The organism is Eubacterium sp. AM05-23, assembly GCF_003477535.1.
Taxonomy (GTDB): domain Bacteria; phylum Bacillota; class Clostridia; order Eubacteriales; family Eubacteriaceae; genus Eubacterium; species Eubacterium maltosivorans.
The window spans coordinates 295080-320752 of record NZ_QUDF01000002.1 but is presented as its reverse complement, the minus strand read 5'-3'; the positions used below and the strand labels follow the sequence as shown (position 1 = coordinate 320752).

Here is a 25673-nt window from a genome sequence, read left to right as displayed (position 1 = left end):
ATACGGCAAGACGCCGTATCTTCTTTTTTAAAGCTCGTAAGTCATGTAAAACTCTTCCATATCCTCTCTGGTCGATTCGTCCAGAGCATATTTTTTAACGTTCCGTATTGCACCCTCGAGGGCGGCCAGCTTGTTAAGATTCAGATTCTGGACACCGCCTCGTTTAAGCCGGAGAAAGGCCTCTTTGCTGCCAACCTTGCGCAGCTCGTCCGGGGTGTTGATCCCAACCTTTTTCAGGTCCTTTTCAAACCCAAGACCTATGTTTAACATGTCGTGCAATTCTTTAATCTGATCCAGTTCGTTCATTTTTGTTCCTCCATTTATATCATCGATTATTCAAATTTCATTGTGCGTTCGGCTGATAGGTGCCATCGCAATAGGTGGCGTATCCGCCTGATAAAAGATAAAGGTTATTATATCCGCATCCCCGCAAAAGGCGGACCGCCGTATAGGCCCTCTGGCCGGTACCGCTGCAGATATAAAGCGGCAGCCCTCTCTCCTGAGGCAGCTCATCCAGCCGCTCGCGAAGACAATCTAACTCAATATTAACCGCACCGCTGATATGACCTTTATCAAATTCTTCCGGTGGCATGACATCAAGCAGAAATCCGCCATCTGCTACAATACCCTCTATCTCATCCCAGGGAATGGTTTTATAAACCCCTTCACTAATATTCCCCGCAATGGTACCGAGAATATTAACAGGGTCCTTGACCGTAGAATAAGGTGGTGCGTAACAGAGCTCCAGACAGGCAAGATTCCTTATAGTAGCCCCCAGGCGCATAGCCGTTGAGATTACATCGATCCGTTTGTCTACCCCTTCCTTCCCCACTGCCTGTGCACCAAGAATTTTAAGGGTTTTGGGATCATAGATAAGCTTCAGATCAATAAGCGAAGCTCCGGGATAATTGTCTGCGTGGCACAGCCGGTGTGCGTGTACCTCCTGATAGGAAATACCCATTTTTTTAAGACGGGCAACATTATTTCCAGTCGTCGCAGCTGTTTTACCGAATATTTTGAGGATAGAAGTTCTCTGGAGACCGTTGTTAACAGTCGGTAAACCCGCCAGATGATCTGCGAGCACACGCCCCTGCCTTGTGGCCGGTCCCGCAAGCCCTGCCGCATCCGGCTGCTTGTCAACAAAATTTTGTACCTGAACCACGTCTCCAATGGCATATATACCGTCCACCGGGGTCAGCAGATCCGCATCCAGCGCAGCGTAGGTCTGGGTTGTAACAACATAACCCGCTTCGCTTACCCGCAGTCCTGCCCTTTGTGCCAGCCCACTTTCTGGCTTCACGCCCATTGTCAGGATAGACAGATCACAGTCCAGCGTACGTCCCGACTCTAAAACCAGCGTTTTTCCTTTATTCTCAAAACGGCTGACACCGTCATCCAGGACAAGGCCTACGCTATGCACATTGAGCTCACGATGAAGAATCTGGGCCATTTCAAAATCAAAGGCTCCCACAATCTGCCGCTTTTTTTCGACAATGGTAACCGTCAGCCCCAGCCTCTGCAGATTTTCAGCCATCGCAAGGCCGCCAAAACCACCACCGACCACGACAGCATGCTTTGGAGTAAGGGTCATAAGCGCTTTTTTAAGAACATCAGCATCCTGAACGTCTTTTAGTGTAAAGGCATTTTCAGCTTCATCCATTCCCGGCAAATCCGGCACAGAAGGTCTGGACCCTGGCGAGAGAACCAGCTTGTCATAGCTTTCTTCGTAGGTTTCGCCCGTCTCTTTTTCTCTGACCGTAATGCTTTTGTCGTCGCGGTTGATGGACAGCACCTCACTGCCGCAGCGGATATTCAGGCGATAGCGCTTTGCCAGTCCAGAAACCGTTTGAAGCAGCTTCCGGCGTTCCTCTATGACGCCTCCAATATAATACGGAAGACCACAGCCGGCGCAGCCGGTATGCTCACTGCGTTCAAACAAAATGATCTCATCTTCCTCGTTCAAACGCCTCAGCCTTGCCGCAGCCGACGCACCACCGGTTACACCGCCGACGATCAGTATTTTCTTCATCTAACTTCCTCCTCAGAAGTGCGCTCCCATGTCGAGATTTTGACATGGTTATTGAACTTATGACACTTTTATACCCAACTTTACTGCAAATAAAAACAAGTTGCTATTTTTTCATAATATGCCCATTATACGTTTAAAAGAAACATCTGTCAATGTGAGCAGTCGCTTTTCCAAAGTAATTTAAAAAAGTTAATGAAAACCCTTTGGTGTTCATGTTAATATAAAAATATCAATGATTATAAGGAGGCTCTCCATGAGAATAATGATCATCGAAGATGATCCCAAAATCCGTCAGGAGCTCAGTGAATTTCTTAACCGCTACGGCTATGATCCCGTTTTCCCAGACAGCTTTAAACACATTACCACATCCATTCTGGCCGATCCGCCGGACCTCATTCTTCTGGATATTAACCTGCCGGTTTATGACGGGTATTATATCTGCCGGGAAATCCGAAAACAATCGGATGTTCCCATTATTATTGTCACCAGCCGGGACAGTGAATTTGACGAACTGATGAGCATGAACCTTGGCGCAGATGATTATATTACGAAACCCTACAATACTCAGATCCTTCTGGCGCGGATCGCTTCTGTGCTCAAACGGGCCAATCCCTCTGCCGGTTCCACTACCATGTCTCATAACGGACTGACACTTGACTTATCCCGAAGCGTAATTCAGTCCGCCAGAGGGGAGACCGAACTGACCAAAAATGAAGTTGGTATTCTCCGCCTTCTGCTGTCCCATAAAAACGAAATCGTCTCCCGCGAGGCCATCATGAATGCCCTCTGGCAGTCCGATGCATTTGTGGACGACAATACCCTCACCGTCAATATCAACCGCCTGCGCCGCAAAATCAGCGAAATCGGCCTGAAGGATTACCTCGTCACCAAACGTGGCCAGGGCTATATGGTGTAACGCATGCGGTTTCTGGATTACGTAAAAGATAAGCTTCTGTTTTTGTCGGTTTCAACAGTGCTGCTGGTTTTTATGGGCTTTAGCCTGGAGCTCCTGCACGTCGATAAAGGCTCCCGCATTTACCTCCTGCTCGTGCTTTTCTTTGCTTTGTCTCTTGTCTTCTGGGTTGAGTTTTTTATGAAAGCCCACTTTTATAATGACGTCTGTAAAAAACTCAGCCGGCTTGACAAAAAATATCTTCTATCTGAGCTCATCAACCGGCCCTCGCTCAATGAATGCCGCATTCTATACGAGGTGCTGAAAGCCGCCAGCAAGAGCATGAACGATGAAATTGCCGTCTACCGGCGCAGCTCCAATGAATACCGGGAGTACATTGAAACCTGGGTTCACGAGGTCAAGACCCCCATTGCTTCAGCCGAGCTTATCATCGAAAATCATCAGACACCTGTAACATGCTCACTCGGTGAAGAAATCGACCAGATTGAGCGCTATGTGAATCAGGCTCTTTTTTATTCGCGCAGCAGCGGCGTCGAAAAGGACTATGTTATCAAAAAAACGTGTCTTCAGAACCTGGTAAACCCTGTCATACGAAAAACCGCTAAAACTTTCATTCGTCAAAAAATCAAACTTTCCACCAGTGGGCTGGAACATGAAGTATTTACCGATCCCAAATGGACTGATTTTATCCTTGGCCAGCTTTTGGACAATTCGCTGAAATACCTGGACTACAGCTCGTCCACCCCGGCCGAGATCACTGTTTCCGGCGCCTGTAACGGCGCTGAGATTCTTCTCTCCATTGCTGACAACGGGATCGGCATCCCGCCGGAGGACATTGACCGGATCTTTGATAAGGGCTTTACAGGCAGCAACGGCCGCCGGGGCAGCGCCAAGGCGACGGGCATTGGCCTCTATCTCTGTAAAAAGCTCTGCCAGAAACTGGGACTTGGCCTGAGTGTCGAATCCGTGTCCGGACGCGGAACAACAGCCACCATTCATTTCCCCGTCCTGGAGCAAATGTGACAAAAATGTAAGCTTTCCGTAAGCAACTTCGATGGTTTGTCAGGCGGCACAGCGGTATACTATGACCATAAAAGATAATACAACCAAAGTGCTTTAAGGAGGTTACTTATGGAAAAAACAACACCGATACTGTCTGTACAGCATATCGAAAAATATTATGGAAATAACGGAAATATCACAAAAGCTGTTGACGACATCAGCTTTAATGTAAACAAGGGCGAATACATTGGTATCATGGGCGCCTCAGGAAGCGGAAAAACCACACTGCTGAACTGCGTGTCTACCATCGACTCCGTGACCGCAGGCCATATTCTGATCCAGGACCGGGACATCACCGAGCTGCGCTCGCGTCAGCTTTCACAGTTTCGGCGGGAACAGCTTGGCTTTATTTTCCAGGATTTCAATCTTTTAGACACCCTGACCGCCTACGAAAATATTGCCCTTGCGCTGACAATTCTCAGGGTACCGGCAGCGACCATCGACAAGCGGGTGCGCAGTGTGGCCAAGCGCCTGCAGATTACCGATATTCTGGAAAAGTACCCCTATCAGATCTCCGGCGGCCAGAAGCAGCGTGTTGCCAGCGCAAGAGCTATCATCACCAAGCCTGCGCTCATTTTGGCCGATGAGCCCACCGGGGCGCTGGATTCCAAATCTGCCCGGATGCTGCTCGAGGCCTTTGACACCCTCAACGAACAGCTTCACGCTACAATCCTTATGGTTACCCATGATGCCTTCACTGCCAGCTACTGCAAGCGCATCCTCTTTATAAAGGACGGCAAAATCTTTAACGAACTAATTCGGGGCGATGACAGCCGCAAGGTTTTCTTTAAACGCATTATTGATGTTGTCAGCCTTTTGGGAGGAGGGAACAGCGATGTACTCTAAGCTTGCCTTCCGCAATGTACGGCGCAGCGTCCGGGATTATACCATCTATTTTCTGACTCTGACCTTTGGCGTCTGTGTCTTTTATGTCTTTAACTCCATCGAGTCCCAGCAGGCCATGATGAGCATCAGTTCAAGTGACGAGCAGGCTCTCCAGAGCCTGACAATGATCATGGGCTATGTCTCAGTGTTCATCTCGATTATTCTCGGATTTCTGATCCTTTACGCCAATAAATTCCTGATCAAACGGCGTAAAAAAGAGCTTGGCATCTACATGACCCTGGGCATGGACAAAAGTAAAATGTCCTGGATTTTAATGCTTGAGACCCTTCTGATCGGCATTGTCTCACTGACAGTCGGGCTGATTCTGGGATTCTTCCTTTCCGAAGTTCTGGCCGTCGTAACGGCCAAAATGTTTGAAGCGGCCTTTACGGAGTTTAAATTTGTCTTTTCACCCGCTGCCTGCGGAAAGACCATTCTTTATTTCAGTCTGATTTTTATCATGGTCATGCTGTTTAATACACTGTCCATTTCAAAATACAAGCTCATCGACCTGCTGAGCGCAGATAAGAAAAATGAAACCTTTAAGGTCAAAAAGCTCTGGCATTCTGTCGTTATTTTTACCGCCGCTGTCATTTTTATCAGTGTCGCCTACTACCTGATCATTGACAATGGCCTTATGGACATAGGCCCTCAGTTTGCAGCCGCCCTGGCCTGTGGCTCTGTGGGGACACTGCTGTTCTTCATGTCCTTATCTGGTTTCCTGCTCCGCCTTGTCCAGTCCAATAAAAAGCTCTACCTTAAAGGGCTTAATATGTTCGTTCTCCGCCAGCTCAACAGCAAGATCAATACCACCTTTATTTCAATGACGGTTATCTGCATCATGCTGCTGTTCACCATCGGCACCCTGTCAAGCGGAATCAGCCTGGCCGATGTGCTTACAAGCTCAGCCGAGAAGACCACTCCCTTTGACGCGACCATTACCAGCGGCCCGGAAAACCCTTACCTGGATGACCAGCCGATTTATGCGGATATCGCCGCCGAACTGGCTGCTCAGGGGGTCGACTTGAACCGTTTTGCCGGAGAAACAAGCCAGATCACCTACCATCTCAGCGATGTGCCAAACGCGGTTTTATTTGAGTATTCTACAGAGGGCGTAAAAAACATGCTGACCGGTGAAGCCTTCGAGCGTTTCAAAAAAAAACCAATGCAGGTTGTTTCTCTTTCTGATTTTAACGCCCAAATGAGAGCGCTCGGAAAAAGCACCATTACACTAAGCGAGGGACAATTCCGTATCTTTTATGATATGCCCCAGATCACCCCATCTGTGGATACCTTCCTCGAAAACAACGGAAAGGTTACCTTAAACGGAGCGACGCTTGAAAGCGCAGGACCGGCCATTGACTGTACCATTGGCACGAACTTTTCATTCAGCAACAGCGGTACACTCATTGTGTCGGATGCCCTGGCACAAAACCTCCCCTTTGACAGCGCGCAACTCAATATCAATTACAAAGCGCCTGCAGAGGCTTCAAGCGAAATTTTAAACCAGTATGCCGGCCTTCTGACGCCACAAAACGGCTTCTTAACTATCACCCGGGAAGAAATGTATGCGCAGGGTACCGCTATGAAAATCACCACCTCCTATGTAGGGATTTACGTGGGTATTGTTTTCCTCATTGCCAGCGCTGCCATACTGGCGCTTCAGCAGCTCTCCGAGGCGTCGGACAACACTGAACGCTACGCCCTGCTCCGTAAGATCGGCGCGGAGGACAAAATGATCCGCCACGCTCTTTTTGTTCAGATTGCCATCTATTTCCTGATGCCCCTGGCGCTCGCTGTCATTCACTCCATTGTAGGGCTCAAAGTCGCCAATGATTTTATTGCTTTCTTTGGTCATGTGAATGTCGCAGGAAACACGGGTGTCACCGCGCTGATTCTTGTACTCATTTACGGCGGCTACTTCCTCGCTACCTATTTTGGCAGCAAAAATATGATCAAAGCATAACCAAAAAGAGATGATACGGCATAACGCCGCATCATCTCTTTTTCTTAGTTTTCTCTCTGACAAATATATTTTGCCATATCCTCTAAAAATAAAGTGTCATGGTCAATGGTTGCCAATGCGTCCAGCGCACCGTTTTCCAGCTCTCGGATTTTTTCCTGTGAGGAAGCCATCCCGTAAAGGGAAACAAAAGTTGATTTGTGGTTCTTTTCATCGCTGCCGACCGGCTTACCCAGAGTTTTTTCATCTCCGGTTACATCCAGAATATCATCGACAATCTGGAAAGCCAGGCCAATTTTTTCGCTGTAGGTCTCCAGGGCGTCGCGTTCCTCACCTGTCACCTTTGCCACGAACCCGCCGCACAGCACTGCTGCTTTCAGCAGAGCACCTGTCTTATGAGCGTGAATGTAATACATTTTTTCCTCATTGATTGCCTCGTTCTCACTGAGAATGTCACCTGTCTGTCCCCCGATCATACCATTTACGCCAGACGAATGTGCCAAATAGCTGAGCGCCCGGGTATAATGGAAAGTCTTTGACGGATCTACCGGGATGCCGGCAATGGCTGTTTCCATCGCATAGTTCAAAAGCGCGTCTCCTGCCAGAATAGCCATATTTTCACCGTATACCTTATGGTTGGTCGGCTTCCCGCGGCGCAGATCATCGTTATCCATGGCTGGCAGGTCGTCATGTATCAACGAGTAGGTATGAATCATCTCAATGGCACAGGCCAGCGGTTTGACATCTGCAGGATCGCCCCCCAGACAACGGCAGGTTTCTTTCATCAAAATCGGTCTCAAACGCTTCCCGCCCGCAAAAAGACTGTACTTCATGGCACTGACAATAATATCCGGCGTATCAAACTTCCGGTCGAAGCACGCCAGCAGCTCATGATCTGTTTCCTTTACTTTTTCCAATAGGGTTTCTTTAAATGGTTTCATTCCTCTGTTTCTCCTTCATAAGGCATTTCCTGATTATCGGCTGTCAAGATCGTGACCTTTTCTTCAATGCCGTCCAAGTCACTGCCGCACTCCTTTACCAGCTTCATGCCCTCTTCAAAAAGGGCCAGTGACTTCTCAAGATCCAGATCATTCTGCTCTAAAGCCTCTGCAATGGTCTCGAGCCGGGTGATTTTTGTTTTTAATTTTTTGGTTGCCATTCAGCCCCCTCCTTTATCACAGAAACGATGACCTCGCCATCGTGAAATTTTAATTTCATGGTTCCCGCGGCCTCTGCCTCAGCAGCTGAGCGTACAAGACCGCCGGATTTATCCTCAGCCAGAACATAACCACGTTTCAGCACTCCCAGCGGATTCAGAGCATCCAGCCTCCTGGATACCGACTCCACCCTGCTGCGCTGCCGCTCAATTTCAAACCGCATGCCTCTCAGCATACGATCCTGGAGCGCGTCCAGGTATAAGCGCATATCCGCCACCTGGTTTTCCGGCCCGCTTCTCAAAAGCCGGGCAGCAGCCTGTGTCAGTGCCATACGGTTTTTTTCAATATGGCGGTTCATCGCTTTGAGCAGACGGGATTTCAGCTGGGTTAACGTCCCTGCCCATTCTAACAGGTTCTCAGCTACCAGTTCACCGGCTACAGACGGTGTTGGCGCACGCATGTCCGCCACAAAATCCGCAATGGTAAAATCCGTTTCGTGCCCTACTGCTGAAATAACGGGGAGCTGCGAGGCATGTATCGCTTCGCCCACAATTTCCTCATTAAAGGCCCACAGGTCTTCCATGGACCCGCCGCCGCGTCCGATAATAATCACATCTGCGTTTCCAAGACGGTTAAAGGTTTCGATACCTTTCGCAATCTCTTCTGCCGCGCCGTCTCCCTGCACAAGCGCCCCGTAGATGACAATATGAATCTGAGGGTTTCGCCGCCGGACGACTGAGATCATATCGCGGATCGCCGCCCCAGTAGGCGAGGTAACAATCCCAACTCTGCGGATATACTCTGGCAAGGGCTTTTTCTGCTCTGTATCCAGCCACCCCAATGCCTGATATTTTTCCTTCAGCTGCTCAAAGGCCTTGTAAAGCGCGCCAACTCCCTGGGGCTCCATAGAGCGCACGTAAATCTGGTACTGGCCGTTGCGTTCAAAAACCGAAATGCCACCCTTGATTGTGATCTTCATCCCTTCCTCTGGCCGGAATTTCAGATTCTGCACATTATTGCGGAACATAACGCAGGCAATACGGCTTTGACTGTCTTTTAAAGAAAAATATACATGGCCTGAGGAATGAAACTTCAGATTGGAAATTTCTCCCTCTACCATAAGGTTTTTCAACACACTGTTTCCATCCAGCATGGTTTTAATAAAATGATTGACTTCTGTAACGCTAAGCGCCCGGGTAATCATAGGAACCCCCTTTATGTCATGGTTTCAATCCCCAACAACGCGTTTCCGGCGGCATTGTCGGTCGCGTAGCAGGGTTTCGTAAAGTGCAGGCGCAGATGCCTGCGGCTCAGCTCTCTCTCGATAAGTCCCCGGATGATCTGATTTGACATAACACCGCCTGAAAACAGAACATCCCATACACCATAAGTGGCCGCCGCCAGCGCTATGGCCTTCGATAATGTCTTGGCGATACAGCGGTGGAGCCCATAGGCTACCTCCTCCGGCTCTGTCCCCGAGTCCAGAAGTGCTGCTGCTTTGTTTTCCTGCCCCGAAAAGTGAAAGTTCATTTTATCAACGTTTGACGGTATCACACAGTTACGCTCCTCTGCTTGCAGTGCCAGCTGCTCCAGCGCCTTGCCGGCAGGAAAAGCATAACCCAGGCGTACACCCACTCGGTCGATGAGCTGTCCGGCATTCAGGTCCAGGGTTGCCCCCGCTATTTTACAATCATACCCGCTTTTTTTTGAGTTTACCAACAGTATCTCAGATGTGCCTCCAGAAAAATGCGTTGCCAAAAGCGGAAAATGGAGTTCTTCCGGTTTCATTCCACTGCCGTAAATGGCGCTGCGGATATGATTCTCCTGATGGCTCATAGCAAGCGCAGGAATACCGAACAGACTGCCAATGGTTTTTCCGCATCCAATGCCTGCGCGAAAAACTGGCATGTAAGAATCCTCCAGAGGACGTGGCCGGTCCGAGTAACACACCACCTGCAACCGCTCCCGCATTTTCAAATTTTCAGGAATGCTCTCAAAAAGTACTGGCAGATTTTTAACATGCTGATACAAGGCTTCTGACTGGCGCAGCCCGCGTTCGCCAGGCTTTACCTGAAGCAGAACCCCTTTTTCATAAACCACTTCACCATCAGTATCAGCTACGGCAATGGAGGTTGTGTAATTACTGGTGTCAATTCCCAGAGATAGGCCATCCATGTGCCATCAATCCTTTGAAAGCTCGTCCGCGTGTTCAACCGCCACTTTATTAAGAATACCGTTGATATAGGTTTTGCTTTCTTCCGAGGCGTATTTTTTTGCCAGTTCTACTGCCTCGTTGATTGCAACCTCCTTTGGCACCTTGGTGTATAAAAGTTCTGTGACTCCCAGGCGCATAATGGCCTTTTCCATTTTCGGCACACGGCTGAAATCCCAGGTTTCTTTTAAATGGCTGGCAATCAACCCGTCGATGGCCGTTTGATTTTCAATAGCGGCGTTGATAACCTTCCTTGCATAACCGCCCGTCATACCTGCCACTTCATCCTCAGGGTCACCCTGTCCTGCCAGCTCAAAGAAATTTTTGAGGCTGGTATCTAGTTCCGCATCTTCAGCATGAAAATCGATCTGGAAAATCCCACGCAGGGCCAGTTCTCTCTCTTCTTTTCGATTCATTTTTCGACTCATAGTTACCTCTATCTCACAGTATAAAAGGCCGCAAGAATACTCTTACAGCCTTTTGAATACTTTTTTAATATTTTCCGCTGCCTTCCACGTGAACATTAACCTGCGCCACCTGATTACCGGTCATAATTTCAACTGATTCCTTAACCTTAATCTGGGCTTTTCTGGCGATCTGGGGAATATCAATTCCCAACTCTGTAATCACATGGACATCGATATAATAGCCATCTTCCTGGCGCACAACCTTTACGCCCTTAGAAACAGCAGAAGGATAGATCATATCCAATATTTCATCAGACATACGCATAAACATTTTTTCGATGCCGTCCACCCCCAGCGCAGCCAGATTCGCAATCGAACAGACCATTTCGTTAGAGATTTCCTGAGGGTTTAATTTTTGGTTTTCATCCATTTTATACACCACCTATTCGTGATGATGTCCGCACTGACACCCTTCGCCATGGGTTAATTCTTCAACGACTTTTTCTTCCAGATGAAACTGTTCGCCACATTCAGGGCAAAACACATCATCATCGTCAAAGGCTTTGAAATCGGTGATATAGACTGTTCCGCATTTGGGACATACAACTTCATAATAGTCGTCGTCATCATCAAAATCATCGTATTCCTCATCCCAGTCTTCATCCAGAATGAATTCCTCAAGCTCGGTCAGGTCGTCATCAATCATTTCCGCGTAATCTTCCAGCTCATCCTGGGCTTCTGCCAGACCCTCCAGCGCGTCGGTCATATCCCCTAATACGTCGATAATCCGGTCGAGCACCTTGCCTTCTTTGGTTGTAAGATCTAACTCAAGGCCCTCTACCAGACCTTCAATAAAGGCCACCTTTTCACGGATATATTTCATATGCACTATACACGCTCCATGTATTCACCGGTTCTGGTGTCTACACGAATCGTATCTCCTTCTTCTACAAATAATGGAACTGTGATGACTGCGCCGGTTTCCAAAGTTGCTGGTTTATTGGCACCGGTAGCGGTATCGCCTTTGAAGCCCGGTTCGGTTTTGGTAATAAGCAGTTCAACAAAGTTCGGAGCTGCTACTGAGAAAGCTTCCCCCTTGAAGAAACGGATGGTTGCGTTGTCGTTTTCCTTTAAGAATTTCAACGCATCTTCGACCTGATCGTAATTCAGTGGAATCTGTTCGTAGGTTTCAAGATCCATAAAATAGTACAGTTCGCCATCTGCGTATAAATACTGCATTTCTTTTGTGTCAATGTGAGCTTTCGGGAACTTTTCAGTTGGGTTGAATGTTTTTTCAACCACAGCTCCGGTCAGCACATTTCTGATTTTAGTACGAACGAAAGCGGCGCCTTTTCCTGGTTTTACATGCTGGAATTCCACAATCATGAAAACACTTCCGTCCATTTCAAAGGTTACGCCTTTTTTAAATTCACCTGCTGATATCATCTATAAAATACCTCCAAATATTAAATCCTGTTTCTTAGTCGTATAGCTTCTTTTATTCTATCATAAAAGTTTTTGAACTTCAAATTCAACTTCATTTTTTTGTTTTTATTCTTTCCACGCGACAACGCCGCGCACTGCCCCCGTCAGATCCGGAACCATTGTTATGGCCCTAAAGCCCTGTTTTTCGAGAAGTTCGGCTACTCTTGTTTCCTGGTCATTGCCGACCTCCAGAACAATCGCGCCGCCTTTTCTTAAGTAAAGCCCCGCTTCCCTTGTAATGCGTTCATAGAGATCATACCCTGTCACACCACCTGAAAGCGCCAGCATCGGCTCATAATCTACAATATCCTTTTGCAGCGTTGGGATAACCCCATCTGGAATATAAGGCGGATTCGATACAATCAGATCAAAAGGCTCTCCTGGCGAAAGGCTTTCAAAAAGATCGCTCTCTACCATGGTAATGTTTGAAATGCTTAAAGCCTGAGCGTTTTCCTCTGCCACTTTCAGTGCCTTGTCTGAAATGTCCGTGAGGGTAACCGCCGCACTCGAAACAAAAAACTTCAGAGTTAGGCCAATCGCACCGCTTCCCGTACACAAATCAAGCACACGCAGATGGCTGGTATCCTGTTTGATCTTCGGGATAACGCTTTCGAGAATTGCCTCTACCAGCGATTCCGTATCTGGCCTTGGAATAAGCACATCTGACGAAACCTTGAAGGTCAGCCCCATAAATTCTTTTTTACCAATAATGTAAGCCACAGGTTCAAGCGCCGCCCGACGGTCAATACGTCTTTGGTACTCTTCAGCATCCTCAACACTTACTGTCCTGCTGGGATCAGTATAAAAAGTAATACGCGGACAGTCCAATATCGACGCCAGAAGCACCTCAGCGTCCAGTCTTGAGCTTACAGACCCGCACTGCGCAAGCCTTGTGCTCCCCACTTTTATGAGTTCTTTAATAGTATTCATCCTGTTTTTCACAATAAAAAAGTCGGTTACCAGGAACCGACTTTCATTCATTATTCGCCTTTTTTGCCGTATTTTCTGTTGAATCGTTCTACACGACCACCTGTATCTACTAATTTCTGTTTACCAGTAAAGAAAGGATGGCAAGCTGAACAGATTTCAACCTTCAGTTCCGGTTTAACAGAACCTGTTTCAAATGTATTACCACATGCGCATTTAACAACGGATTTACCGTATTCTGGGTGGATACCTTTTTTCATCGAATTCACCTCATTTCGTTCTCGTATTTATATATATTGATACATATATTTTTTTCAACTAAGTTAGTATAACAGATTCTCTGTAAAAGTGCAAGTTTAATTTCTCAGGATTTGGACTTCTGTAGGATTTTTTTAAGAAAATCCTCATTATCCGTTGTGCGTTCAAGCGTATTGATGATTTTGTCCGTCAGCTGTACAGGGCTATTGCCTGCATACAGCTTGCGGATCTGGTAGCTGACCTTCAGCTCATCTGGCGTCAGAAGTTTTTCTTCACGGCGTGTACCGGATTTGTTCAAGTTGATAGCTGGGAAAATCCGACGTTCAGCCAGCTCACGCTCAAGGTGTAGTTCCATGTTGCCTGTACCCTTGAACTCTTCAAAAATAATGTCGTCCATCCGACTCCCTGTATCCACCAGCGCAGTTGCCAGTATGGTCAGGCTGCCGCCACCTTCAATATTTCTGGCTGAGCCAAAAAATTTTTTAGGAAAATACAACGATTCTGGGTCAAGACCACCGGTCAAGGTCCTCCCTGACGGCTCGACCACCAGATTGTTGCCGCGGGTTAAACGTGTCAGACTGTCCACCAACACAACGACATCCTTTCCCTGTTCTACAAGCCTTTTGCCACGTTCCAGAACAATTTCTGCCACACGGATATGATTTTCAGGCGGCTGATCAAAGGTAGAGTAGGCAATATCTGCGTCGATGGAACGCTTCATGTCGGTTACTTCCTCAGGGCGTTCATCCACCAGTAAAATAATCAGCTCAATTTCCGGGTGGTTGGAACGGATTCCCTGAGCAATTTCTTTAAGCAGCGTTGTTTTACCAGCCTTTGGCGGCGCCACGATCATCCCCCTCTGCCCTTTTCCCATAGGTGAAAAGATATCGATGATACGGGTTGATACAATGTCTCTGTCTGTTTCAAGGGTAATGCGTTCCTCGGGAAATACTGGCGTCAGGCGTTCAAACCGGGGACGGCTTGCGATCTTTTCAGGAATATCTCCGTTGACCGTTTCAACGTACAGCAGCGCGTCAAACTTTTCACCTTCGTTTGGCATACGGATCTTACCCACAATTTTATCGCCAGTCCGCAGGTTAAAACGTCGGATCTGGTTTGGCGCGACATAGATGTCATTATCGCCGGAAGTATAGTTGTTCATCCTCAAAAAGCCAAAGCCATCGGAATTCAAATCCAGAATTCCTTCCTGTGAGTTTTTAAAACGGTCAAGATTTTTTTTATCATCAGCATAGAGCATACTGTTGATTTTGTTGATAATATCTGAAGTCTGTGTTCCGTTAACCATTTCTAAAAACAGCATGGCCGCATATTTTTCACCTGGTTTGGCCTTTCGTACTTTTCCACCGACAATATCACCCGTTTCCAGCTTAAACTTCTGGATCTGCGAGCCGGATACATAGACCCATTCCTGCTGGGTTTTCATTTCCGGAGTCTTAATAAAGCCAAAGCCTTCGGGCAGTACTTCCAAGGGACCGGCCATTTCAATGCTGTCTTCAATATTGTCCTTGATTTTTGCATAGCGGTGATTATTGTAATTGTTATGGTTGTTATGATGCTGTTTTTCCACTGGCTGAGGCAGCGCGCTGCGCTCCTGTTTAGACTTATCCACCAGAACACGATCATTCGCTTTTGTCTCATGCTTTTCCTTAACAGCCGTTTTTCCTTCATTCTTTTTATCGGCAGATTTCCGTTCGTCCGCCTTTTTATCGCTGTTTTTCGGCGTTTGTTTTTCGGCCTTTTCCATTTCGTTCTTCTTTTGAGCCGCTTCTTTTGGGGATGGCTCCTCTGTCTTTTTAACCGTTTTTGATTTCTGCCTGGCTGCTGTAATCATATCGATAAGCTCCTGCTTTTTCTTTTTGCTCAGCCCGGTAAAGCCTAAACGCTCCGCCTCTTTGCGCAGATCTGCTACGGTTAGCTTTTCAAGATTTGTCGTGTCCAATAGATTCCTCCAGAATGTGAAATTTGATTGCAAAACTTATAAATGTAGATTTAAAAGTAAAGATAAATAGTTATAATTACTAATTTTAGCACATCTGTTATAAAAATACAATAAAAATAAAAACCGCTGGCAAAGCCGTAAAAATCAGCTTTGCCGCAGCGGCATAATCGTTTTTCCTTCGCCTATGAATCCAGTTTCAACACTGCCATAAAGGCCTCCTGCGGTACCTCTACGCTGCCCACCTGGCGCATACGCTTTTTTCCTTCTTTCTGCTTTTCAAGAAGCTTACGCTTTCGGCTGATATCCCCACCATAACATTTGGCTAAAACGTCCTTACGCAAAGCGCTCAAAGTCTCACGTGCAATTATTTTATTGCCAATTGCGGCCTGTATCGGAATTTCAAACATCTGTCTCGGAATGGATTCCTTGAGTTTTTTGGTAATGGCTCGACCACGGCCTACAGCCTTTTCCTCATGGACGATGAAGGACAAAGCATCCACCAGCTCGCCATTTAGCAGAATATCCAGTTTTACCAGCTTCGCCGGGCGGTATTCCTTGATCTCATAATCCAGAGAGGCATAGCCGCGAGTTCTTGATTTAAGGGCATCGAAAAAGTCATAGATAATTTCATTGAGCGGCAGCTCATAATGTAGGGATACACGTGTTTCCTCAATGTAATCCATATTGATATAGGTTCCCCGGCGTTCCTGACAGAGTTCCATAACTGCCCCCAGATACTCAGACGGTACCATAATCGTTGCGTCTACAATAGGCTCTTCCATGGTGTCAATCTCAACCGGGTCCGGCAGATTGGTGGGATTGTCCACCCAAAGCTCCGTACCGTCAGTTTTGATAACCTTATAAATAACACTTGGGGCAGTGGTAACTAGATCCAGGTTAAATTCACGCTCCAGCCGCTCCTGAATAATTTCCATGTGCAAAAGCCCTAGGAAGCCGCACCGGAATCCAAAACCAAGCGCAATGGAGGTTTCTGGCTCATAGAGCAGCGACGCATCATTGAGCTGCAGCTTGGCTAAAGCTTCCTTCAGGTCCTCGTAACGGGCGCCATCTGCAGGATATATCCCGCAGAATACCATTGACGTTACTTTTTTATAGCCTGGAAGCGGCTCAGCCGAAGGGTGGTCTGCTGCGGTAATGGTATCCCCGACACGGGTATCACGCACATTTTTAATCCCAGCGTTCACATACCCAACATCACCTGCGGTCAGCTCGTCCACTGGCAGCAGTCCCTTAGCAAAGATACCGACCTCATCCACCTCAAAATCCTTGCCAATAGCCATCATTCGGATCTTCATACCAGCCTTGATTTTCCCTTGGACCACGCGTACTGAAGCGATAACCCCACGGTACTGGTCATAGTAAGAGTCAAAAATCAACGCCTGGAGGGGCGCGTCCGCGTCCCCGCCTGGCGCCGGAACATTTCTGACAATGGCCTCCAGTACATCCTGAATATTAATCCCTGCCTTAGCGGAAATGAGCGGTGCATTCTCTGCATCCAACCCGATGACATTTTCAATTTCTGCCTTTACCTCGTCGGGGCGGGCGCTTGCCAAATCGATTTTGTTGATAACAGGCACCACTTCTAAATCGTTATCTAAAGCCAAGTACACATTTGCAATGGTCTGGGCTTCAATCCCTTGGGACGCGTCCACCACCAGGATAGCCCCTTCACAAGCTGCCAGACTTTTAGATACCTCATAATTAAAATCCACATGGCCCGGTGTGTCAATAAGATTTAAGATATACTCCTCGCCGTCTTTTGCGTTGTAAATAAGCCGTACCGCCTGCAGTTTAATGGTGATTCCGCGTTCTCTCTCGATATCCATGTTATCGAGGATCTGATCCTCCATATCTCTTTTGCTCAAAAGCCCCGTTTCTTCAATCAAACGGTCAGCCAATGTCGATTTGCCATGGTCAATATGGGCAATAATTGAAAAGTTTCGGGTTCTTTCCTGTTTTGTTAACAAAATAATTCCTCCAATGTGTAAGTCTATTCGATAAAACACGCTACGTATCCATTATTTTTGTGCTACAGATTATTTTATCAAGAAAAAATTTTTTTGTCACGTTTTTTGTTGTAAATTTATTTTCAATGTGTTACAATTAATACGTTATAAATAAATGAGGAGGTACTCCATGGCTAACATTAAATCAGCTATTAAGAGAGCTAAAACAAACGAAAAGGCAAGATTGCGCAACAAGGCGGTAAAAACAAATTTAAAGACATCTATCAAAAAATTTGATGCTGCAGTTGCAGAAGGCGATCAGGCCAAAGCAGAAGAAGCTTTCCGCTTAGCAGTAAAAAAACTGGATATGGCCGTTACTAAACACGTTATCCACAAAAATGCTGCTTCCAGAAAGAAAAGCACTTTAGCAAGAATCTTAAACGGAATGGCCGAATAACCTCATTGTTTATATATTCCCAAATTCAAACCCGTGTCTCAAGGGTGGGCGCACAGTTGTTAGTGCGCTTTTTTATTTTTTGAAAGCAAGAAAAGAGGATGCGGTATTTTGCCGGCCCCTCTCCTCTCAGCACTTACAGCTTAAGAACAAACCATTCCAAGCCAAACTCAGGATCAATCTGTCCGGTCTTCATTTTAAAATCCAGCTCTGCCGCTTCGATCATGGTCCCTTTAAGGCCTGCCACCCTGTAGCGCCGGCCGTTCTGCAGTACCTTTTTGACCACAAAAGGCGCCAGCTTTGCTTCCTTGGCAATGGCGTCCGGAGACATGCGTTTTTCTGAAAGCAGCTTGACCATCAGCATAATCCGAATTTGCCTCAGCAGGAGTCCAAAAACGCCAAAGGGGCCTTCCCCCTCAAGATAAAACTGATTAAGCATTTTAAGCGCCGCTCCCTTATTGCCACCCATGGCATAATCGACCATCTTAAACACATTATCCTCAACCGATTTAGGCATGACCGTCTCTACATCCTCCAGGGTAATGGCGTCACGTTCCCCCACATAGTCAATGATTTTATTCAGCTCGTTGTCAACCATTTCCATATTTTTATTATCATTTTCAAGATACAGAGTATCCATGACAAACTGCTCTACTACCCTCTGGCTTGTCCGTTTGCCTGCCAGCTTAAGCCGGCGGCCAATCCATTTTTCCAGATCAATTTTATTCAGCTTATCATAGTCCACAATGGCTCCCTGCTCTTTAAGGGTCTTATATATCTTCTTACGTTTGTCCGGGCTGCTGTCACAGAGAATAAGCACCGTGCTGTCGGATGGCCTTTCAATGTATTCGTTCAGAGCCTCCACAGTCTTTTTATCGCTTATCTTCGTCAGGCCTGCGCTTTCGCGCACAATGACCACTCTTTTTTCACTCATAAGCGGCAACGTCTCGCAAACAGACAATATCTCTGATACATCTGGATTTTTATCCTCAAACACAGCCAGATTCAGCTGCTCCAGGCCAGGTGCGATCACAGTTTCCACTAAAGTGTGCTCAACCATATTCCCGATGTACTGCTCCGGACCCGCAAAAAGGTACACGGGCCGCACCTGCTTTTGCTTAATGGCTTTCATTAGTTCCTGATATTTCATGATAACCTCTTATCTATATTTTACTTTTTATCGATGCAACTTCGTATGCTTAAATCTTTTCCATCTGTCCATACTTCCACTGCGCCGTTTTGATCCGTTCTTTTACAAACCGCACCAGAAGCCTCAATATTTTGAAGCACCTCATCGGTCGGATGTCCAAAACTATTATAACGGCCAACCGAGATTACAGCAAGGGATGGATTAATCTTTTTCAAAAACTCTGATGATGTGGAAAACCGACTGCCGTGATGCCCCACCTTCAGGACATCCGTTTCAGGCAGGCTCCGAATAACGGCCTCCTCAACCGAGAAACCAGCGTCACCCGTAAACAGAAAGGAACGGCTGCCATAACATAAACGCAGCAGCATGGACGCGTCGTTTTGTTCCTCATCTTCCAGCGCCTCCCTTTTACTTTCCGGCCACAGAACCTCAAAGGACAAACCATCACCACTTTCCAGCACGCTGCCTTTTGCAAGAATTTCTACCGGTACTTTATTCTGTCTTAAAAGGGCTTCATTATTATATTTACTGGAAACATAAATCTGTCCCACAGGGATTTCGGCGAGAAGTTCCTCAATTCCCTGAGCATGATCTGCATGGTTATGTGAGATAAAAACCCCGTCAATCCGCCGGATACTCTTGGCATAGAGCACAGGCAGCAGAACGCTTTCAGAGATAGGCGTCCGTTCTTTCTGTGGCGCATTACCATAAGTTTCATAGCCACCGCCATCGATAAAGTATATACCTCCAGAAGGTGCCTCAACAAGCGCACTGTCACCCTGCCCCACATCTAAAAAGGTTATCCTTAAGGGCTGCCGGGCCAGTGATGTGCCGAAAATGACCAGAAGCAGTAGTGGCAAGGACGCTCCGACAAAACACCGGGCAGATTTTTTACTTAAATTGAAATACCCGGCAAGCAGAAGGGCAGCAAGTACCAGTATCAGAAGTTCTGACAGAGTCATCGCGCCTCGATGCAGAACCAGCCAGCTGAATTTTGAAAAAAGATTGGTTAAGAATAAAATGCAGTCCGCTAAAAAGGCTGTCGGCAGGCAAAAAAGCCCGCCTGCTGCCGGAATAAACGCCGTAAGTGGCACTGTAATTAAAGCAAAAACCAGCAAAACACCCACAAGAGGGATGATCAGCAAATTAGAAACCAGCGCTACCAGATTCAGGGTATGAAAATGGTAAAGGCTGGCTGGCATGGTACCCAGGGTGGCACAAAAGGTCAAAAGCAGATTGGATGCCATCGCTCCCGGTGCTTTAATGTGCCGCTCATATTCATACAACAATGGTTTGTAAAATAAAATAATCGCCAGCACAGCAGAAAAGGAAAGCTGAAAGCCTGCCATAAAGAGCTGAACCGGCTGAAATAAGAGTATAACAATACCGGCCAGACACAATCCGTTTAGCGCATCATAGGTTTCCGCCATTCCCCTGCCGCCAACCAGTGCCAGGCACATCAGCGCAGCCCGGATGACCGACGGGCTGAAGCCTGTCAGTGTAATATAAAACAGCAGGCAGGCCGCCAAAACAGGTAAGTGGTAACGGCGCCGCACACCGAGGAGAGCCAGAATCCAAAGCACCAGAACGTACACATAGCCCACATGCAGGCCGGATATAGCCAGCACATGGGAAACTCCCGCCTCCCGAAAGGATGCCTTTACCTCGTCATCCATAGTACTATCGCCCAGCAGGATTCCCTTAATTAAGCCACTCTGGGGCGGCGTGAAAAACTGGTCGCAAACTTCTGATAAATGCTGTCTCATCCTATAAACAGCGTATATGGGGCTGGATGAGCCCGGCTTCACTGTGACAGCCTCTCTGTTTTTTAGATAAACCTGTCCGCCGATCCCCTTTGCCTTTAAATAAAGCGCATAGTCAAAACCGCCCGGATTCCGCCTTCCGGCCGGCTCACTGATTTCACCGTCAAAGCTTAAAGCAGCTCCCGGCGTGTAGTTTACACTATTCTCCGCTACTGTAACCATCACCTTTCCTGAAACAGGCATGTGATTAATTTCCTGAAGCTTCAGTACAAACCGGGTCTTTTCCCCTTCATGTGAGGGGACACTGTCCACCATGCCCGAAAGCGCTACCGAGTGGTCCCAAAAATCCTCAAAAGGATTTTCGTTTCCAAATACTGGAATAGCGGCGGCACACCCCAGTATGTAAACTGCCAACACCAGCACTACGCTTACAGGTCTTACTTTTTTAAAGATCAGCGGTAAAGGCAGCAAAGCCACCGGCAAAAGGACATAAAGAAAAAAGGGCGCCCCAAATCCGGCCAGCAGGATTGCGCAGCACAGTGCTGCGAATGCATAAATCAGTGGTCGTTTCATTGGGCCCCCTTATCAGTTTATTTATTTTGCCGCTCTCAGCAAGTGATCAAATCGTAAAGTTCGCCATGATTTCAGCCTTGGACAAACGTCCATTAAAGCGTCCATTTCCAATCTCGTAGTAACGCTGTGGTGAAATCTCAGGACTAAAATGTGTGAGGATAAGCCGGCGGACTCCTGCGTTATTAGCGTTCTGAATCGCTTTCTCCATTGACAGGTGAATCGCAGAATCCGCATCATCCAGAAAAGCAGAGTCACACAGTAGCACGTCTACGCCTTTTGTAAATTCCTCCAGCGCCTGACACATAGCCGTATCGCCAGTATACATAAAAGTAGATCTCCCATCATAAGCCTTGATCGCAAAATCTTTAAGCGGATGGCGCATTTCCATAAAGCTGAAGGTCATACCGCCAATTTCCAGCCTCATATCTTCAGTGATCGGCATAATATCAAAAACGTTTTTATATGCCAGACGGTCAAATTCCTTATCAGGGCTGTCTGGGGCATAAAGGGGAATCGTCATTCCCCGCATCTCAAGGGCATAGCGCAGCACAAACAAATCCGAAACGTGGTCTGGGTGAAGATGGGAACAGATTACCGCAGTAATATCCTCGATGTCACAAATGGTTCGAAGGTTTGCCAGTGTACCGTTGCCCATGTCAAGCACTACCTTGGCGTCTCCGTTTTCAAGTAAGTAGCCCGAGCAGGCACCGCCTGCTTTTGGGTAGGGTCCTGTATTGCCCAATACGGTCAATTTCATTTTTAAAAACCTCCATTTTTTCGTTGATTAAAGTTCATTTTAATGGTTAAATGATATAGTAATATAGTTATTATACACTATATTTACAGATTATCCCACGATAATCCAATCTTTTTAAATACATTGACATCAAAAGGAGGTTCAACATGAATAAACCGGGCTTGGTTTTGTCTGGCGGCGGAAGCCGCGGCTCCTATCAAATCGGGGCTTACCGGGCATTGAGAGATAACGGCATCGAGATCTGCGCCGTTGTGGGTACCTCTATCGGAGCTATTAATGGGGCCTATATAGCCCAAGGCGATCTCGATCTGGCCTGCGATGTCTGGGAGCATATTGACTACCGAACCGTTTTTGCTGAAACCAGAGGCCTGTTGATGGATGTAGAGCCTCTGCGTGCACTTTTAAAAGAAACCATTGACGAAGACGCGGTAAGACGCTCCCCCATTCGTTACGGTCTCACTACTTACAATTTAAGCGATATGAAAATGGAATACCTTTTTATTGAGGATATTCCACAGGGCAGGCTGGTTGACTTTATTATGGCCAGCTCCAATGTGCCCATTTTTAAAAGAGTGATCATTGACAATAAGCGTTACCTTGACGGCGGCGTCTACGACCCACTGCCACGCAAAATGCTTTATGACGCAGGCTGCCATGACATGATCACGATTATGATTGACATCAACCCCATAAGTGCATCGGACCGTATAAAATACGAAGGGCTTGAGGAACTCCGCATTACCCACTCTGCTGATCTTGGCCATTTTTTAAGCGTAGACCCAGTGCTGATCAGACAGAACTATGACATGGGCTACTACGATGCCCTACGTGCTCTGAGCCAGTATGAGGGCGGCTACTATTACCTTGTTCCTAAAAACTACCGGTCGGTCCCTCTGGCGAGGGCTTTTAATAAAAAAGATATCCACCCTCTGATACAAGACAGAACAGCCCGATCCATCTTAAAAGGCAGTATGACTTTAAGGCGTCTGCTCATCCACCTCACCCTGACCCGATACTGGAAATCAAATTACACAATGACCTGGAATGAACTTTTCACAGCCAGTGCCGAGCTTACAGGAGAGCTTTTATCTATTCCAAGGTATAATGCCCTGACACTTTATGAGCTCATAAAACAAATACTCGACAGTACAGATTTTATCGAAGCGTCTGACAGTTTCCAGAAGCACGACCACGAATCCTTGAGCGAGCTGATTCTCTCAGGACAGACAGACTTCATTCGCAAAGAATACGCAGTGGTAGCTTTAGCTGAAAACCATCCGGCGATCGTAGTCCTTCTGCCAGCGCTTATTCTAGCGGCACCTGATGTGGTCATTGCCGCCATATTCCTAAAAGTCATCAAAAACAGAAGGAGAACCCAATGATAAGACTTGATCCCCAAAATTTTAAAGCCTCTGACGGTGCACGGATATATTATTACAGTACTCCGCGTAATTTGGACACCAAAGCCGTCCTTATAATTGTTCACGGAATGGCAGAGCACGCTGCTCGCTATACCGAATTTGCAGATTTTCTTTACCGCCGCGGCATTATTGTTTACGCCATCGACCAGCGCGGCCACGGCATGACTGGAACCTTTGACGGCACTCTGGGTTATTTTGACGATGCAGACGGCTGGCAGCGCATCGCCGAGGATATTCACGAGCTTACTGACCTTGTCCGCGAGAAAAATCCTGACCTGCCTCTGTTTATCCTTGGACACAGCATGGGCTCTGTCGTTACACGCACCTGTCTTATTGACTTTGGCGGCCTGTTTAAGGGCAGTGTTATTGTCGGAACTACTATAGGCGCAAGCAAGGCTGTTCGAGCATTCGGCAAGGCTATTGCCAAGGCGGAAATCGCCAAATACGGCCCCACCTACCCTTCTGAGCTGCTGACCAAAATGTCCTTTGGCGGCTACAACAAAAAATTTGCTCCTAATCGTACCGAGTACGATTGGCTCTCCGTCAATGCGCTGAATGTAGACACTTACTTAAAAGATCCGCTGTGCGGCTTTACCTGTACCTCTGCTTTTTTCTATGACCTTTTTACCGGTCTGGATTACGCCAATGATCCCCGCAATATTTTCAGGATGCCTGCCGATCTTCCTATTTATCTGGTCTCCGGCGGCAGCGATCCTGTCAGCAATATGGGAAAGGAGGTCCGTGCACTATACCAGCGTTTTAAAAATGCGGATATGAAAGATGTTTCCATGACATTGTATCCTGGCAAACGGCACGAAATTCTGAATGAAACCAATCGGCGTGAGGTTTATCAGGATATCCTGAGCTTTATACAAAAGCACTTTTAAGAGGCTTCGGCCTCTTTTTTATTGGTTTTCAGGCAAACTACCTTGACATTTTCATTCATTCATACTAAAATACATATTAATCATACTTGTTTTATATAATTAATGTATATTCAGAAAGGATAACACCATGTGCGAACTTTATGGAATTACTGGGGACAGCCCCGTGCGTGCCAATGACATGCTTAAAGAATTTTACACCCACAGCCATAAGCACCCCCACGGATGGGGTTTGCGTTATTTTAACAAGAACGGCACAGCTTTCATGTGTAAAGAAGCCGTCAGCGCGCACAACAGTCTGGCGCTTCCAGAACTGCTGGATCATGAAATTGAAACCCCTGTGCTCATTGCCCACATCCGCTTTGCCACCGTTGGTTCCATTGCCGGAAGCAACAGCCATCCCTTTACCAGTTGGGATAACAGCGGACGAGAATGGACACTGGCTCATAATGGCAATATTTACTCCGGCATGGAGCTGCTCCCTTATCTGGATACTCAGTCCGGCGAAACCGACAGTGAGCGCGTGCTGCTCTACCTGACTGACGCCATGAATAAAGCTATCAAAGACGCTGGCCATCCTCTGGACGCGGTTCAGCGGGCAGTGCTACTCGACGAAAAAATTGCTGCCATCGCCAAACGCAACAAGCTTAACCTGATTATTTATGACGGTGAGACCTACTATATACATACGAATATTATTGACACCCTGTACTCAGCTAAAAAATCCAATCATATCTGCTTTTCTACCCATCCTCTTTCTCAAAAAGATTATCACTGGGAAAAGGTGCCTATGGCCCGGCTCTTTGCCTATAAAGGGCGCCGGCTTATTTATTCTGGAAAAAGCCATGGCCACGTATTTAAACCTGCAAAGCTTCCAGAATACGATCAGGGAAGCTTTGTAATTTAAAAAGCCTGCCGAACTTAAAAATTCGGCAGGCTTTCGTGATTTTTTATTCTATTCGCCGGCTGGCGGCAATTCCTGTGCTTCCACTTCAATCTCTGTGATCACCGGCTCATATTTCGAGTTAAATTTCCCTTTTTTATCAAAAACTCGGATGACCAGATAAGAGATGACCGTTAGCAGTATACCGGTAAAAAAGGGGATGAGCACCAAATCTAAAGTCAGGGCAACAGCGGCAAAATAGCCAACGGCGCAGCCTACAACAAAGGCTATAAGGGGGATACCGTACATAATTGAGGTTGCCTTGATAACATTGGCAAACTCCATTTCCACAGACACGGTATCGCCTACCTGCGCGCCAGCTGTATTTCTAGCAGTGGCTTCCATAGTCATTTTTTCCTTACCGACCTGGCAGGCTCCGCAGTCGCCACAGGCAGCGTGACGCTTAATCAGCACCTTTGCATTTTTTCCCTTTAGTTCTTCAACGATTCCAATTTCTTTCATCGTATATCACTTCCTTAATGCTTGCTTTTTCCCTTTTATAC

Annotated in this window: 26 protein-coding genes; 8 read left to right on the top strand and 18 right to left on the bottom strand. The window is 47.0% G+C overall.

The features are described from left to right. Nucleotides 1-27 precede the first annotated feature (27 nt). Both DW091_RS03790 and DW091_RS03785 read right to left on the bottom strand, forming a co-directional pair. A complete protein-coding gene (locus tag DW091_RS03790) occupies nucleotides 28-306 on the bottom strand; it encodes a TfoX/Sxy family DNA transformation protein (protein WP_013381742.1) in 279 nt (92 codons plus the stop codon). 37 nt (nucleotides 307-343) lie between these two features. Next, nucleotides 344-2029, bottom strand: coding sequence for an FAD-dependent oxidoreductase (locus DW091_RS03785; protein WP_118517427.1), 1686 nt, complete (start codon nucleotides 2027-2029; stop codon nucleotides 344-346). Between the two features lie 253 nt (nucleotides 2030-2282). Here DW091_RS03785 and DW091_RS03780 point away from each other — a divergent pair, with 253 nt between their 5' ends. From DW091_RS03780 to DW091_RS03765, 4 genes are all read left to right on the top strand, one after another. Continuing rightward, entirely contained in the window at nucleotides 2283-2945 is a 663-nt protein-coding gene (locus DW091_RS03780; protein ID WP_058695344.1) for a response regulator transcription factor, read from the top strand. 3 nt (nucleotides 2946-2948) lie between these two features. After that, nucleotides 2949-3965 (top strand): sensor histidine kinase, encoded by a 1017-nt coding sequence (locus DW091_RS03775; RefSeq protein WP_118517426.1) that lies wholly within the window; start codon nucleotides 2949-2951, stop codon nucleotides 3963-3965. Between the two features lie 108 nt (nucleotides 3966-4073). Then, nucleotides 4074-4850 carry an ABC transporter ATP-binding protein gene (locus DW091_RS03770; protein WP_013381746.1) on the top strand — a complete coding sequence of 259 codons (777 nt, stop codon included), beginning with the start codon at nucleotides 4074-4076 and terminating at the stop codon, nucleotides 4848-4850. Next, complete coding sequence (locus DW091_RS03765) at nucleotides 4840-6855, top strand: ABC transporter permease (protein WP_158577816.1); 2016 nt, start codon at nucleotides 4840-4842, stop codon at nucleotides 6853-6855. The genes DW091_RS03770 and DW091_RS03765 overlap by 11 nt, the downstream gene beginning before the upstream one ends. A gap of 44 nt (nucleotides 6856-6899) precedes the next feature. Here DW091_RS03765 and DW091_RS03760 read toward each other — a convergent pair whose 3' ends face one another. From DW091_RS03760 to lepA, 12 genes are all read right to left on the bottom strand, one after another. Beyond that, complete coding sequence (locus tag DW091_RS03760) at nucleotides 6900-7793, bottom strand: polyprenyl synthetase family protein (protein WP_118517424.1); 894 nt, start codon at nucleotides 7791-7793, stop codon at nucleotides 6900-6902. Next, nucleotides 7790-8011, bottom strand: coding sequence for an exodeoxyribonuclease VII small subunit (gene xseB / locus DW091_RS03755; RefSeq protein WP_038352804.1), 222 nt, complete (start codon nucleotides 8009-8011; stop codon nucleotides 7790-7792). The genes DW091_RS03760 and xseB overlap by 4 nt, the downstream gene beginning before the upstream one ends. Next, the gene (gene xseA / locus DW091_RS03750; protein ID WP_118517423.1) at nucleotides 7993-9213 is read right to left on the bottom strand and encodes an exodeoxyribonuclease VII large subunit; all 1221 of its coding nucleotides are present in this window, start codon (nucleotides 9211-9213) and stop codon (nucleotides 7993-7995) included. The genes xseB and xseA overlap by 19 nt, the downstream gene beginning before the upstream one ends. 11 nt (nucleotides 9214-9224) lie before the next feature. Further along, entirely contained in the window at nucleotides 9225-10184 is a 960-nt protein-coding gene (locus tag DW091_RS03745) for a peptidase M22 (RefSeq protein WP_118517422.1), read from the bottom strand. A 6-nt stretch (nucleotides 10185-10190) separates the two neighbouring features. Then, nucleotides 10191-10637, bottom strand: a complete 447-nt coding sequence (gene nusB, locus DW091_RS03740; protein ID WP_058695351.1) for a transcription antitermination factor NusB — start codon at nucleotides 10635-10637, stop codon at nucleotides 10191-10193. A 76-nt stretch (nucleotides 10638-10713) separates the two neighbouring features. After that, nucleotides 10714-11058 carry an Asp23/Gls24 family envelope stress response protein gene (locus DW091_RS03735; protein ID WP_058695352.1) on the bottom strand — a complete coding sequence of 115 codons (345 nt, stop codon included), beginning with the start codon at nucleotides 11056-11058 and terminating at the stop codon, nucleotides 10714-10716. A 12-nt stretch (nucleotides 11059-11070) separates the two neighbouring features. Next, nucleotides 11071-11511, bottom strand: coding sequence for a CD1247 N-terminal domain-containing protein (locus DW091_RS03730; RefSeq protein WP_058696414.1), 441 nt, complete (start codon nucleotides 11509-11511; stop codon nucleotides 11071-11073). A gap of 5 nt (nucleotides 11512-11516) precedes the next feature. Next, nucleotides 11517-12074: an elongation factor P gene (efp, locus tag DW091_RS03725; protein WP_058695353.1), complete on the bottom strand. Its 558-nt coding sequence runs from the start codon at nucleotides 12072-12074 to the stop codon at nucleotides 11517-11519. A 105-nt stretch (nucleotides 12075-12179) separates the two neighbouring features. Beyond that, nucleotides 12180-13094: a peptide chain release factor N(5)-glutamine methyltransferase gene (gene prmC, locus DW091_RS03720; RefSeq protein WP_118517421.1), complete on the bottom strand. Its 915-nt coding sequence runs from the start codon at nucleotides 13092-13094 to the stop codon at nucleotides 12180-12182. Next, on the bottom strand, nucleotides 13094-13300 hold the full coding sequence (gene rpmE, locus DW091_RS03715; RefSeq protein WP_013381757.1) for a 50S ribosomal protein L31: 207 nt from the start codon (nucleotides 13298-13300) through the stop codon (nucleotides 13094-13096). Before rpmE ends, prmC begins: the two co-directional genes overlap by 1 nt. Nucleotides 13301-13404: 104 nt before the next feature. Continuing rightward, a complete protein-coding gene (gene rho / locus DW091_RS03710) occupies nucleotides 13405-15258 on the bottom strand; it encodes a transcription termination factor Rho (RefSeq protein ID WP_118517420.1) in 1854 nt (617 codons plus the stop codon). A gap of 182 nt (nucleotides 15259-15440) precedes the next feature. Beyond that, on the bottom strand, nucleotides 15441-17249 hold the full coding sequence (gene lepA, locus DW091_RS03705) for a translation elongation factor 4 (protein ID WP_118517464.1): 1809 nt from the start codon (nucleotides 17247-17249) through the stop codon (nucleotides 15441-15443). 166 nt (nucleotides 17250-17415) lie between these two features. On the opposite strand from lepA, the gene rpsT reads away from it, so the two are divergent. Next, the gene (rpsT, locus tag DW091_RS03700) at nucleotides 17416-17682 is read left to right on the top strand and encodes a 30S ribosomal protein S20 (protein WP_074616704.1); all 267 of its coding nucleotides are present in this window, start codon (nucleotides 17416-17418) and stop codon (nucleotides 17680-17682) included. Between the two features lie 133 nt (nucleotides 17683-17815). Here the strand turns inward: rpsT and holA are convergent, their stop codons facing one another. Genes holA through DW091_RS03685 form a run of 3 tightly spaced genes read right to left on the bottom strand, consistent with a single transcriptional unit; the run spans nucleotide 17816 to nucleotide 21922 of the window. After that, on the bottom strand, nucleotides 17816-18829 hold the full coding sequence (holA, locus tag DW091_RS03695) for a DNA polymerase III subunit delta (RefSeq protein WP_074616703.1): 1014 nt from the start codon (nucleotides 18827-18829) through the stop codon (nucleotides 17816-17818). 20 nt (nucleotides 18830-18849) lie between these two features. Continuing rightward, a complete protein-coding gene (locus tag DW091_RS03690) occupies nucleotides 18850-21165 on the bottom strand; it encodes a DNA internalization-related competence protein ComEC/Rec2 (RefSeq protein ID WP_118517419.1) in 2316 nt (771 codons plus the stop codon). 46 nt (nucleotides 21166-21211) lie between these two features. Next, nucleotides 21212-21922 (bottom strand): MBL fold metallo-hydrolase, encoded by a 711-nt coding sequence (locus tag DW091_RS03685; protein WP_074616701.1) that lies wholly within the window; start codon nucleotides 21920-21922, stop codon nucleotides 21212-21214. Between the two features lie 146 nt (nucleotides 21923-22068). Between DW091_RS03685 and DW091_RS03680 the strand changes: the two genes are divergently transcribed. The 3 genes from DW091_RS03680 (at nucleotide 22069) to DW091_RS03670 (ending at nucleotide 25134) form a co-directional block, all read left to right on the top strand. After that, nucleotides 22069-23304 carry a patatin-like phospholipase family protein gene (locus DW091_RS03680; RefSeq protein ID WP_118517418.1) on the top strand — a complete coding sequence of 412 codons (1236 nt, stop codon included), beginning with the start codon at nucleotides 22069-22071 and terminating at the stop codon, nucleotides 23302-23304. Further along, complete coding sequence (locus DW091_RS03675) at nucleotides 23301-24230, top strand: alpha/beta hydrolase (protein ID WP_074616699.1); 930 nt, start codon at nucleotides 23301-23303, stop codon at nucleotides 24228-24230. Before DW091_RS03680 ends, DW091_RS03675 begins: the two co-directional genes overlap by 4 nt. Before the next feature lie 127 nt (nucleotides 24231-24357). Further along, nucleotides 24358-25134: a class II glutamine amidotransferase gene (locus DW091_RS03670; protein WP_074616698.1), complete on the top strand. Its 777-nt coding sequence runs from the start codon at nucleotides 24358-24360 to the stop codon at nucleotides 25132-25134. Nucleotides 25135-25182: 48 nt separating this feature from the next. Here DW091_RS03670 and DW091_RS03665 read toward each other — a convergent pair whose 3' ends face one another. Next, entirely contained in the window at nucleotides 25183-25632 is a 450-nt protein-coding gene (locus tag DW091_RS03665) for a SoxR reducing system RseC family protein (protein ID WP_058695363.1), read from the bottom strand. Between the last annotated feature and the right edge of the window lie 41 nt (nucleotides 25633-25673).

Coding starts and splice junctions, on each gene's coding strand:
- rpmE (WP_013381757.1), bottom strand. CDS start 13,300: ATGAAAAAAGGTATCCACCCAGAATACGGTAAATCCGTTGTTAAATGC.
- nusB (WP_058695351.1), bottom strand. CDS start 10,637: ATGAATCGAAAAGAAGAGAGAGAACTGGCCCTGCGTGGGATTTTCCAG.
- DW091_RS03675 (WP_074616699.1), top strand. CDS start 23,301: ATGATAAGACTTGATCCCCAAAATTTTAAAGCCTCTGACGGTGCACGG.
- DW091_RS03765 (WP_158577816.1), top strand. CDS start 4,840: ATGTACTCTAAGCTTGCCTTCCGCAATGTACGGCGCAGCGTCCGGGAT.
- DW091_RS03790 (WP_013381742.1), bottom strand. CDS start 306: ATGAACGAACTGGATCAGATTAAAGAATTGCACGACATGTTAAACATA.
- DW091_RS03685 (WP_074616701.1), bottom strand. CDS start 21,922: ATGAAATTGACCGTATTGGGCAATACAGGACCCTACCCAAAAGCAGGC.
- DW091_RS03680 (WP_118517418.1), top strand. CDS start 22,069: ATGAATAAACCGGGCTTGGTTTTGTCTGGCGGCGGAAGCCGCGGCTCC.
- holA (WP_074616703.1), bottom strand. CDS start 18,829: ATGAAATATCAGGAACTAATGAAAGCCATTAAGCAAAAGCAGGTGCGG.
- DW091_RS03730 (WP_058696414.1), bottom strand. CDS start 11,511: ATGAAATATATCCGTGAAAAGGTGGCCTTTATTGAAGGTCTGGTAGAG.
- DW091_RS03670 (WP_074616698.1), top strand. CDS start 24,358: ATGTGCGAACTTTATGGAATTACTGGGGACAGCCCCGTGCGTGCCAAT.
- DW091_RS03775 (WP_118517426.1), top strand. CDS start 2,949: ATGCGGTTTCTGGATTACGTAAAAGATAAGCTTCTGTTTTTGTCGGTT.
- prmC (WP_118517421.1), bottom strand. CDS start 13,094: ATGAATGAAAGTCGGTTCCTGGTAACCGACTTTTTTATTGTGAAAAAC.
- rpsT (WP_074616704.1), top strand. CDS start 17,416: ATGGCTAACATTAAATCAGCTATTAAGAGAGCTAAAACAAACGAAAAG.
- DW091_RS03785 (WP_118517427.1), bottom strand. CDS start 2,029: ATGAAGAAAATACTGATCGTCGGCGGTGTAACCGGTGGTGCGTCGGCT.
- xseB (WP_038352804.1), bottom strand. CDS start 8,011: ATGGCAACCAAAAAATTAAAAACAAAAATCACCCGGCTCGAGACCATT.
- DW091_RS03770 (WP_013381746.1), top strand. CDS start 4,074: ATGGAAAAAACAACACCGATACTGTCTGTACAGCATATCGAAAAATAT.
- efp (WP_058695353.1), bottom strand. CDS start 12,074: ATGATATCAGCAGGTGAATTTAAAAAAGGCGTAACCTTTGAAATGGAC.
- DW091_RS03760 (WP_118517424.1), bottom strand. CDS start 7,793: ATGAAACCATTTAAAGAAACCCTATTGGAAAAAGTAAAGGAAACAGAT.
- DW091_RS03690 (WP_118517419.1), bottom strand. CDS start 21,165: ATGAAACGACCACTGATTTATGCATTCGCAGCACTGTGCTGCGCAATC.
- DW091_RS03665 (WP_058695363.1), bottom strand. CDS start 25,632: ATGAAAGAAATTGGAATCGTTGAAGAACTAAAGGGAAAAAATGCAAAG.
- DW091_RS03735 (WP_058695352.1), bottom strand. CDS start 11,058: ATGGATGAAAACCAAAAATTAAACCCTCAGGAAATCTCTAACGAAATG.
- xseA (WP_118517423.1), bottom strand. CDS start 9,213: ATGATTACCCGGGCGCTTAGCGTTACAGAAGTCAATCATTTTATTAAA.
- DW091_RS03745 (WP_118517422.1), bottom strand. CDS start 10,184: ATGGATGGCCTATCTCTGGGAATTGACACCAGTAATTACACAACCTCC.
- DW091_RS03780 (WP_058695344.1), top strand. CDS start 2,283: ATGAGAATAATGATCATCGAAGATGATCCCAAAATCCGTCAGGAGCTC.